Origin of the sequence: Macellibacteroides sp. (assembly GCF_050251695.1) — a bacterium.
GTDB lineage: Bacteria > Bacteroidota > Bacteroidia > Bacteroidales > Tannerellaceae > Macellibacteroides > Macellibacteroides fermentans.
Genome location: NZ_JBFWMI010000027.1, coordinates 24,494 through 33,009, shown reverse-complemented (window position 1 = coordinate 33,009; position 8,516 = coordinate 24,494). Strand labels below are relative to the sequence as shown.

General features: G+C 43.3%; 12 protein-coding genes. 4 read left to right on the top strand and 8 right to left on the bottom strand.

The genetic code is table 11. The features are described 5' to 3' along the window. Both mnmH and AB7E53_RS06085 read right to left on the bottom strand, forming a co-directional pair. The coding region (gene mnmH / locus AB7E53_RS06090; protein WP_446774735.1) for a tRNA 2-selenouridine(34) synthase MnmH at nucleotides 1-587 on the bottom strand (587 nt) is incomplete at its 3' end. A 94-nt stretch (nucleotides 588-681) separates the two neighbouring features. Further along, nucleotides 682-1,677 (bottom strand): class II fructose-bisphosphate aldolase, encoded by a 996-nt coding sequence (locus tag AB7E53_RS06085; RefSeq protein ID WP_350456903.1) that lies wholly within the window; start codon nucleotides 1,675-1,677, stop codon nucleotides 682-684. A gap of 218 nt (nucleotides 1,678-1,895) precedes the next feature. Between AB7E53_RS06085 and AB7E53_RS06080 the strand changes: the two genes are divergently transcribed. From AB7E53_RS06080 to AB7E53_RS06065, 4 genes are all read left to right on the top strand, one after another. Then, nucleotides 1,896-2,153 carry a type B 50S ribosomal protein L31 gene (locus tag AB7E53_RS06080; protein WP_068180925.1) on the top strand — a complete coding sequence of 86 codons (258 nt, stop codon included), beginning with the start codon at nucleotides 1,896-1,898 and terminating at the stop codon, nucleotides 2,151-2,153. 126 nt (nucleotides 2,154-2,279) lie between these two features. Then, nucleotides 2,280-3,374: a phosphotransferase enzyme family protein gene (locus AB7E53_RS06075; protein ID WP_446774733.1), complete on the top strand. Its 1,095-nt coding sequence runs from the start codon at nucleotides 2,280-2,282 to the stop codon at nucleotides 3,372-3,374. A gap of 115 nt (nucleotides 3,375-3,489) precedes the next feature. Then, nucleotides 3,490-3,867: a diacylglycerol kinase family protein gene (locus tag AB7E53_RS06070; protein ID WP_446774731.1), complete on the top strand. Its 378-nt coding sequence runs from the start codon at nucleotides 3,490-3,492 to the stop codon at nucleotides 3,865-3,867. Next, entirely contained in the window at nucleotides 3,861-4,421 is a 561-nt protein-coding gene (locus AB7E53_RS06065) for a phosphatase PAP2 family protein (RefSeq protein WP_179398622.1), read from the top strand. The genes AB7E53_RS06070 and AB7E53_RS06065 overlap by 7 nt, the downstream gene beginning before the upstream one ends. Nucleotides 4,422-4,428: 7 nt before the next feature. Here AB7E53_RS06065 and AB7E53_RS06060 read toward each other — a convergent pair whose 3' ends face one another. The 6 genes from AB7E53_RS06060 to AB7E53_RS06035 form a co-directional block, all read right to left on the bottom strand. Beyond that, on the bottom strand, nucleotides 4,429-5,331 hold the full coding sequence (locus AB7E53_RS06060; protein ID WP_446774729.1) for an outer membrane beta-barrel protein: 903 nt from the start codon (nucleotides 5,329-5,331) through the stop codon (nucleotides 4,429-4,431). 35 nt (nucleotides 5,332-5,366) lie between these two features. Beyond that, the gene (locus AB7E53_RS06055) at nucleotides 5,367-5,822 is read right to left on the bottom strand and encodes a DUF6108 family protein (RefSeq protein ID WP_068181154.1); all 456 of its coding nucleotides are present in this window, start codon (nucleotides 5,820-5,822) and stop codon (nucleotides 5,367-5,369) included. A gap of 46 nt (nucleotides 5,823-5,868) precedes the next feature. Beyond that, on the bottom strand, nucleotides 5,869-6,366 hold the full coding sequence (locus AB7E53_RS06050) for a hypothetical protein (protein ID WP_179398624.1): 498 nt from the start codon (nucleotides 6,364-6,366) through the stop codon (nucleotides 5,869-5,871). 4 nt (nucleotides 6,367-6,370) lie between these two features. Beyond that, nucleotides 6,371-6,868: an RNA polymerase sigma factor gene (locus tag AB7E53_RS06045; RefSeq protein WP_446774727.1), complete on the bottom strand. Its 498-nt coding sequence runs from the start codon at nucleotides 6,866-6,868 to the stop codon at nucleotides 6,371-6,373. Between the two features lie 106 nt (nucleotides 6,869-6,974). Next, nucleotides 6,975-7,607: a DUF3256 family protein gene (locus AB7E53_RS06040; protein ID WP_079683532.1), complete on the bottom strand. Its 633-nt coding sequence runs from the start codon at nucleotides 7,605-7,607 to the stop codon at nucleotides 6,975-6,977. A gap of 7 nt (nucleotides 7,608-7,614) precedes the next feature. Then, on the bottom strand, nucleotides 7,615-8,514 hold the full coding sequence (locus AB7E53_RS06035) for an EamA family transporter (protein ID WP_446774725.1): 900 nt from the start codon (nucleotides 8,512-8,514) through the stop codon (nucleotides 7,615-7,617). Nucleotides 8,515-8,516: the final 2 nt, after the last annotated feature.

Sequence of the window (8,516 nt, the reverse complement as noted above, 5' to 3'; positions counted from 1 at the left end):
TGATTGGTAAATTGTTCGGTGCTTGGTTGTGCGGTTTCTCCCAATGATCCGAAAGCCGATCCTTTATGATGCGCCAGTCCCTCCAGATCGATTACCTGCTGTTCCATACGTTGCAGCTGATGCAACACCTCGGTTTTACCGCACCCGGTTGGTCCACCCAGTATCAGCAACTGCCACGGATGAGCTTCCAGCAACTGGGCGAAGGAGTTACGATAAGCCTTGTATCCACCAGAAAGCAGATAGGTTGTAAGTCCGGCTGTACGGAAAAGCCATGCCATGCTTCCGCTGCGCATGCCTCCGCGCCAACAATACATATAAATAGGTGTGCCGTCTGCCCATAGCCTGGCCTGTTTAACAAACCCTGCCAGCTTGGGTCCGACAATCTCTAATCCCCTTTCTACAGCGTTGTCTTTCCCATATTGTACATAGCGTGTCCCTATCTCGGCCCTTTCGTTATCCGAGAACAAGGGCAGGTTACGTGCCCCGGGAATATGTCCAGCCTCAAATTCGGAAGGCGACCGTACATCGATCATGATGCCGGTCTTACTTTGCTCCAAAAAATCATCGGCCATTAATACATCTTCCATGTCTATATAAATTGGTCCTTCAAAGGTAACAAATTCAATAGAAAAAAGCCACCCCTGCTGGGATGGCTTTCTTAATTATTATTATCTGTACGGATTACAACTTGTCTGCTGAACCAAGAACATTCTTGATCTTGTCTGCATAAAGTTCCTTCAAGCTATCGCGAGCCGGGCCCAAATATTTACGTGGGTCGAATTCAGCTGGCTTTGTAGCGAAGATTTCACGAACGGCTGCAGTCATAGCCAAACGGCCGTCTGAGTCGATGTTGATCTTACATACTGCAGATGCAGCAGCTCTGCGCAATTGTTCTTCAGGAATACCGATTGCATCAACCAAAGCACCACCATATTTGTTAATTGTGGCAACTTTGTCCTGAGGTACAGAAGAAGATCCGTGAAGTACGATAGGGAATCCGGGGATTCTCTTTTCGATTTCTTCAAGGATATCGAAACGCAAGGGAGGAGGAACCAGGATTCCGTTGGCGTCGCGGGTACACTGTGCAGGAGTAAACTTGTTAGCTCCGTGTGAAGTACCGATTGAGATAGCCAATGAATCAACACCAGTCTTGGTTACGAAATCCACAACCTGATCTGGCTCTGTATATGTGTGGTGTTCTGCGCAAACATCATCTTCCACACCAGCCAATACACCTAGTTCACCTTCTACAGTAACGTCGTGTGCGTGTGCGTATTCAACTACTTGTTTTGTCAATGCTACGTTTTCGTCGTAAGGAAGGTGTGAACCATCGATCATTACTGAAGAAAAGCCCATTTCAATACAAGACTTACACAATTCCAATGAATCTCCGTGATCCAGGTGAAGAACAATCTGAGGTTTTTCGCAACCCAGTTCTTTTGCATATTCTACAGCACCCTGAGCCATATAACGAAGCAATGTCTGATTTGCATATTTACGTGCACCACTAGATACCTGAAGGATAACAGGCGACTTTGTTGCTACTGCAGCCTGAACGATAGCCTGCATCTGTTCCATGTTGTTGAAGTTGAAAGCAGGAATAGCATATCCACCTGCAACAGCCTTTGCAAACATTTCTTTTGTGTTTACCAGACCTAACTCTTTGTAACTTACCATTGTTGTATATAATTTTACGTTAATGATTAAAAACTCTACAAAGATAACATTTATAAAAAAATTTTATGCTATAAGACATATAAAATAATACAAAAGATGACAAAGAGCAAAAAATAAATTATTTTGTTTTGATTGTTCAACTCTATTCTGTACCTTTGCCAGCCAATTACCGGTTACCACTTAAGTAAAAGTAATAATTATAATAGACAATAAAAAAAATGAAAAAAGGACTTCATCCTGAAAACTATCGTCCCGTCGTGTTCAAGGACATGTCTAACGACGATGTATTTATTACGCGTTCAACAATCAACGCTAAAGAAACAATTGAAATTGACGGAGTTACTTATCCTTTGATTAAGGTGGAAATCTCCAACACTTCTCACCCATTCTATACCGGTAAGTCTAAACTTGTTGATACTGCAGGTCGCGTAGATAAGTTCATGAGCCGTTACGGTAAACGCGAATTGAAGAAATAAATAGCCGCTTTTAAAGCGTCTAAAGAAAAGCCTCAGCAATTTTGTTGAGGCTTTTTTGTTGAATAAATAATATAAACGCTATTTTTGCATTTCATTGATAACTTAATTTAAACAGAAAAAAAACACATGGAAAAAACAAACGAACAGCTGATGGCCATTTTAAAGCAGTTTGCCATTGACGAAGATATGGTATCGGCCGTACCTTTCGGAAACGGACACATTAACGACACCCTTAAGGTTACCAACTCCAAAGGCGAGATAAAGTATATTCTTCAACGAATCAATCATCACATTTTCACCAATGTGGATATGTTGCAAAACAATATCTTCACAGTTACTTCGCATACCCGCGAAAAGCTGGTTGCCAGAGGCGAACAGGATGTAGACCGCAAAGTGCTTACTTTCATCCCGGCAAAAGATGGTAAGCTGTATCATTTTGACGGTGATTCGTATTGGAGGGTTTGCCTGTTTATTCCGCGTAGCAAGAGTTTTGAAGAGGTTACTCCCCAATTATCTTATGAAGCAGGAAAGGCTTTCGGCGATTTCCAGACCATGCTGTCTGACCTTCCGGCCGATGCACTGGGTGAAACAATTCCGAATTTCCACAATATGGAATTCCGCCTTAAGCAGTTCCGCGATGCGGTTGAAGCTAATGCTGCCGGCAGACTGGAAGAGGTAAAGGATTTGGTTGCTGAAATTGAAAAACGCGCCAAAGATATGTGCATCCAGGAGGAGTTATACCGCGAAGGCAAATTAAAGAAACGCACCAATCACTGCGATACCAAAGTTAACAATATTATGTTTGACGAAGAAGGCAAGGTATTGTGTGTAATTGATCTGGATACAGTAATGCCGGGCTTTGTTCTTTCGGACATTGGCGACTTTATCCGTACTGGAGCCAACACCGGTGCTGAAGATGATGAGAACCTGGACAATGTGGAAGTGAATCTGGAGATTTTTGAGGCTTATACCCGTGGCTATATGGAAACGGCCAAGGCCTTCCTTACTCCGCAGGAAATTAAATTACTGCCATATGGAGGCAGATTGCTTACCTACATGCAGACGGTCCGTTTTCTGACTGACTATATCAATGGTGATACGTATTATAAGATTCACAGTCCGAAACATAACCTGATCCGTACAAAGGCACAATTTAAGCTGTTGCTTAGCCTGGAGGCACATGCTCCGGAGATGGATGGATTTATGCAGACCTGGCTATAATTAATTTCAACATAGTAAAAAGCCGTGCCGGGTTTGCCCGTGCACGGCTTTTTAGTTACTTTTGTACCTACAGGTAGTATTTTGTAATGTACTATCGCAACCGGATAACAGTAATATGAACAAGAAAAAGTTTTCCTTTAAAAGAAGGATACGCAGTTTCGGCTTTGCCTTCAGAGGGATTGGCAAACTAATCAAAGAGGAGCATAACGCGTGGATACATTGCTTTGCTGCGCTTTGTGTTATAGTGGCGGGATTCTGTTTCGGACTTTCGGTAATGGAGTGGGTCGCCATCGTTTTTGCCATCGGAAGCGTAATGGCTGCCGAGGCTTTCAATACGGCCATCGAAGCGCTGTGCGACTTTGCTTCACCCGCCTATCAGGAGGCAATTAAGCACACGAAGGATCTGGCTGCCGGAGCGGTACTTATTGTTGCCATTGCAGCTGCCGTTGTGGGGTTACTTATCTTTATTCCTAAAATTATGGCATTATGTTAAAACAAAGAATATGGAACCGGGTTTGCCTGTTTGTTTTGCTGCTCGGTATTATTAGTCCGTTTGCCAAGGGACAATCCAGAGAGGATATCCGTACTTCGGGAGATGTGATGGCAATGGTTACACCGATGGCAAGTTTGGTTACCACACTGGCCCTGAAAGATTATGAAGGATTAAAACAAGGCGCTCTGGCTGGTGTTACTACCGTAGCAGCCACTTACGCTTTAAAGTATATTGTTCAGAAAGAGCGGCCGGATGGAAGCAACAAACTCTCTTTTCCCTCCAGCCATACTTCCATTTCTTTTACCGGAGCGGCATTTATACAGCGTCGTTATGGTTGGAAGTGGGGTGTGCCGGCATATCTCGTTTCGTCGTATGTGGGATGGAGCCGGGTATATGGAAAGAAACATGATTGGTGGGATGTGGCAGCCGGTGCAGCAATAGGCATCGGTAGCGCGTACATCTATACGCGCCCCTTTGCCGAAAAATATACTTTGTCTTTATGTCCGGTTGTGACCGACCGTCATTGCGGCTTCCACGCTTCGCTTAGTTTTTAGTCCGCAATCAGAAATGAAACTGTAAACCTATGGATACCGGATGTAATTCGGGACCTTTGTTTTTCTCAAACATCGTCATAGGTGAATATCGGGCATAGAATCCTACATTATCCAGACCTCCCTGAATCAGCACATCTATATTAAAGGGCCGGATATTCATCCCGCTATCCATTTTCTGTTTGTGCTTGTCGCCATCCGAATCTCTGTAAACAACTTTGGAAGACGACCATGTTTTGATGGCTCCAACAAGTCCGGCAGAGAAAAACAGTTCGGATTTACGGTGTGGGTTCTGCCATTCCAGTAACAAAGGAATAGTGATGTGTGTAGTTCCCAGCTTACTGGATTTATAGGTTACTCCTTCGGGAGCTGGCAGCAGCGTGGTAACTCCGTCTATTTCTTTGAAATATTCGTTTTTATCCAATCTGTAACGCGTCCAGCGCATTCCCAAACCGGTTACAACAGCCCAGCCGTTGCGGGAGATAGGATATGCTTTTTCAAATACATTCAGGTTATAGTCAAGTGATTTACCTGAATTCAGACTTACGCCGTCAACGTCATTCAAGCTAAGAGATGCATCCGAAAAGTTGGCAAATCCTACACCAAAGCCTGCCCAGTGGGGATCGTAATCTCTGTTCCAGGATGGAACGGAGATAGTAAAGGATTTGGTATTCCGGCGTGTCTCGTAACTGCGTCCGTCTTTGTAGATACCTTCAAATACCTTTTCGCTTTCCACAGAATCACCTGAATTGGTTAGTTCGTACACTTTCACCTTTACCCGGTCTGTCGTCTCGCTAACCTTGATACGTTTGTTATTGAACAGGATGGTGGTATCGCCTTCCATAGTTGTGGTTGCAGCCGCGAATTGAGTAAGTGAAATAAGAGCTGCCGTAAATAGTAGTACTTTTTTCATCTGTATATTATTTATTATATTGTTATTATTGTTTATTAAAGATCTTTCTTGGTAAAGAGCAGGGTTATCAGGTCGTCGCTATCCAGATCGCCTTCTATGTAAACCAACGTTATAACGCCTTTCTTGCTCACTTTGAAAAGAATAAACCGATTGATGTCCGCCTCTTTCGATGGCATCTGGTAATAGGCCGAAATAACCCCTCCCCCATCTGTCACCTCCTTTATCTTGCGCGCTCCTTCCTGATCGGAAGCCAGGCAGCGCCTCACAAACCGGAGTGCCTCGGCATCCTCTTTTATAGTTATGCTTTTGTAGTGAGTCATACCATAGGTTTCGAGCATTTCGTTGGATAGCTCCACCATAGTTACATTCCGGTTTTTGCCGTACCGTTGGAAAACCTCCTGAATTTTAAGGTCTTTCTGGGCATTTGCTGCCACAGGAAGCAACAGGAGCGCTGCCAGAAGCAGCAACAGCGTGTATTTTTTCTTATTCATCGCTTTGTTTGTAAGATGTATATCTGCCCGTTTCATAACGTTGTATTTATTCTTCGTCGCCAAGCAAGCTGCCCAGCTCCTTTAGTTGATTATCTATAAGTTCCTTATCAGAAAAAACATCCATGGTATGTTTGTATTCATCGGGGGTGGTAGCTACTTCCTGAAGTGATACCAGAGCCATGGAACGAACTTTATCCGGGTCGGAGTAGCACTGACCGTTGATGATCACGTAATTACCAGAACACGGCAGGCCGTTGTTTGCCGGGAAAAAGTATTTTCCGGCCAGTAGCATTACAAACAGGCAGGCTGCCGCTACCGAGAACCAATAATACCGCCTTTTTTCTTTTGGCATCGGAATTACGGTAGCTAACTCCGGTTCCGTCTCTTTCCGGGCAATCTCCTGATCAAAGTAGGCGAACAGGGGCTTATAAACAGCCAGCTCTTCCGGCACATCTGCCTTCGAAAAGAAGCTGCGCAGCATTCGCTCTTCCTGGGCGGATGTTTCGCCTTCAAAATACTTGTTCAGCAATTCCTCTATATTCATTGTTCTATCTGTTTAGCATTAAAAATTGTTCCCTTACTTTTTTACGGGCTCTGGATAAATTGACGCGGACGGATTCTATCTGAGTACCCGTAATTTGAGCTATCTCGCTTAATTCGTATCCCTCTACATCTTTCATCCGGATAATACATTGCTGCAATGTGGGCAGCTGTTGAATAAGTCGGCCGATAATTGCAGCAGCATCGTGCTGCTCGAGCAATTGTTCGGGGGTTACTGTGTCTGCAAGGATCGATTCGCTGTTTTCAGGCATCCTGTCCATACGCTTTGATCTTAGCTTGTCCAGACAAAGGTTCTTTACCACCTGAACCGATAATGCTTCCACACTCTGGTATCCATCCAGCCGATCGCGGATATACCACAGCTTCAGGAAAGCCTCCTGCACGATATCCTCGGCATCGGCTCCATCGTCAGTCAGCTTCACAGAATACTTTAGTAGTTTATCCCGAAGTGGCAATACGGTCGATTTGAATGTTTCCAGTTCCATTGTTTACTGATTAGACGCAGTAAAAGAAAAAACATAACATGAAGAGGTGATTTTTTCAAAAAAAACCTTCCGGCAGTATATTCAGACTGGGGAAGGTTCATTTTTATCAGTTGAAGTGAGATTTTTCCCACGTATAAATACGAGGTTCTGTTTTGAGAAATGGGGCTACTTTCTCGCGTTCTTCTTTACCCAGGTATTGCGGTGTTGTAAAGGTAGCCTTCATCGTAAAATTGTCTTCGCTTAGCGAATACTGTATAAGCTGAATATCCAGCCAGGATGCTGCAAAAAGAAATTCATCGCTTTTGCGGTCGGCATCCTCTCTGAAAAACCAGTCGGTTGTTGCCGGAGTATATAAATCTGTTGCATCAAGACTTTTCCAATCTGTTGTAAAGAATGCCACACGACTGTCGGCCGCCGGACCAAAAACCGTATTAACCACGCAGATGATATAGGTGTTATTTACAAGAGGAAGGCGCTTTATTTCCATAGTGCTGTTGTCCGTTACCTGCAATAAAAGATAATCGGTGGTGAGCTTCTTCAGTGTAGAATAACCCTCCATTGTATTTTTCAGTTTTGCCTCTTTTCCCGAATTATATAAATCGACCAGGTCCTTGCGCCAGGCATTTTCAAGCTGAGGAATATATTGATCGGGCATTGCGGTGAACAAAGAAGCCATCTCCTGCGCACGCAGAGCTGTTAATGCAAATATAAAACAACAGGCAAATAGTATTTTTTTCATTTATTGTTTATTTAGTCCCCAAATATAAGAATATCATTCCTAACAACACAAAGAAAAGATCGACAGCTTTGTTCTTTAAGTTTTTTTCATGGAAGAACAGCGCTCCGGCTGCAAATGTAACCAACACATTGCTTCTTCGTACCATAGATACAATGGAAATCATAGAATCAGGGAAACTTAATGCGTAGAAATAGACAAAATCGGCCACACAAAGAAATAGAGATATCAGTACGATATTCCAGCGCCAGGTAAAAGGTGTTGTTTGCTTCCTGCCGGGATACCAAAGAAATACAAGGACAAAAATCATCAAGATACATTGATAAAAATTATACCAGGATTGAACAGCCATGGGATCGATAAAGCTCATCAGGTATTTATCGTACAGACCACTCATAGATCCGGTAACTGCCGATAGTACCATGCAAAGGATCCATTTATTGTGCGTAAAACGAATCCCTTCTTTTTTGCCGGACGAAGAGAGCATATAAAAAGAGATGATAGCCAGCGAAACGCCAATCCATTGATATACATTTAACCGCTCCTGAAAAATAAGTAATGCTCCTAATAAAGTCATTACCGGCTGAGTTGCTTTAATTGGACCGGTTAATGTGAGTGGCAGATGTTTGGTTGCAAAATAGGCAAAATGCCAGGATGCAAGCACGATAACCGCCTTTAGAATAATATAGCCATGTACATATAACGGAACCTTTGGTACGTAAAACAGTGTTCCCTCCAATAACTGAGGATTCCATGCCGAGATCACCACAAAAGGCAAAAAGACTATGCTACAAATTAAAGTATTGAAAAATAGCACTGGAATTACTGCATTCCCGTTAAGAGAAAGCTTCTTATTTATATCGTAACAGCCCAATAAAAAGGCAGAAACGAAGGCCAAGCCTAACCACATAT

Coding starts and splice junctions, on each gene's coding strand:
- AB7E53_RS06085 (WP_350456903.1), bottom strand. CDS start 1,677: ATGGTAAGTTACAAAGAGTTAGGTCTGGTAAACACAAAAGAAATGTTT.
- AB7E53_RS06055 (WP_068181154.1), bottom strand. CDS start 5,822: ATGAATAAGAAAAAATACACGCTGTTGCTGCTTCTGGCAGCGCTCCTG.
- AB7E53_RS06075 (WP_446774733.1), top strand. CDS start 2,280: ATGGAAAAAACAAACGAACAGCTGATGGCCATTTTAAAGCAGTTTGCC.
- AB7E53_RS06050 (WP_179398624.1), bottom strand. CDS start 6,366: ATGAATATAGAGGAATTGCTGAACAAGTATTTTGAAGGCGAAACATCC.
- AB7E53_RS06035 (WP_446774725.1), bottom strand. CDS start 8,514: ATGTGGTTAGGCTTGGCCTTCGTTTCTGCCTTTTTATTGGGCTGTTAC.
- AB7E53_RS06065 (WP_179398622.1), top strand. CDS start 3,861: ATGTTAAAACAAAGAATATGGAACCGGGTTTGCCTGTTTGTTTTGCTG.
- AB7E53_RS06045 (WP_446774727.1), bottom strand. CDS start 6,868: ATGGAACTGGAAACATTCAAATCGACCGTATTGCCACTTCGGGATAAA.
- AB7E53_RS06040 (WP_079683532.1), bottom strand. CDS start 7,607: ATGAAAAAAATACTATTTGCCTGTTGTTTTATATTTGCATTAACAGCT.
- AB7E53_RS06080 (WP_068180925.1), top strand. CDS start 1,896: ATGAAAAAAGGACTTCATCCTGAAAACTATCGTCCCGTCGTGTTCAAG.
- AB7E53_RS06060 (WP_446774729.1), bottom strand. CDS start 5,331: ATGAAAAAAGTACTACTATTTACGGCAGCTCTTATTTCACTTACTCAA.
- AB7E53_RS06070 (WP_446774731.1), top strand. CDS start 3,490: ATGAACAAGAAAAAGTTTTCCTTTAAAAGAAGGATACGCAGTTTCGGC.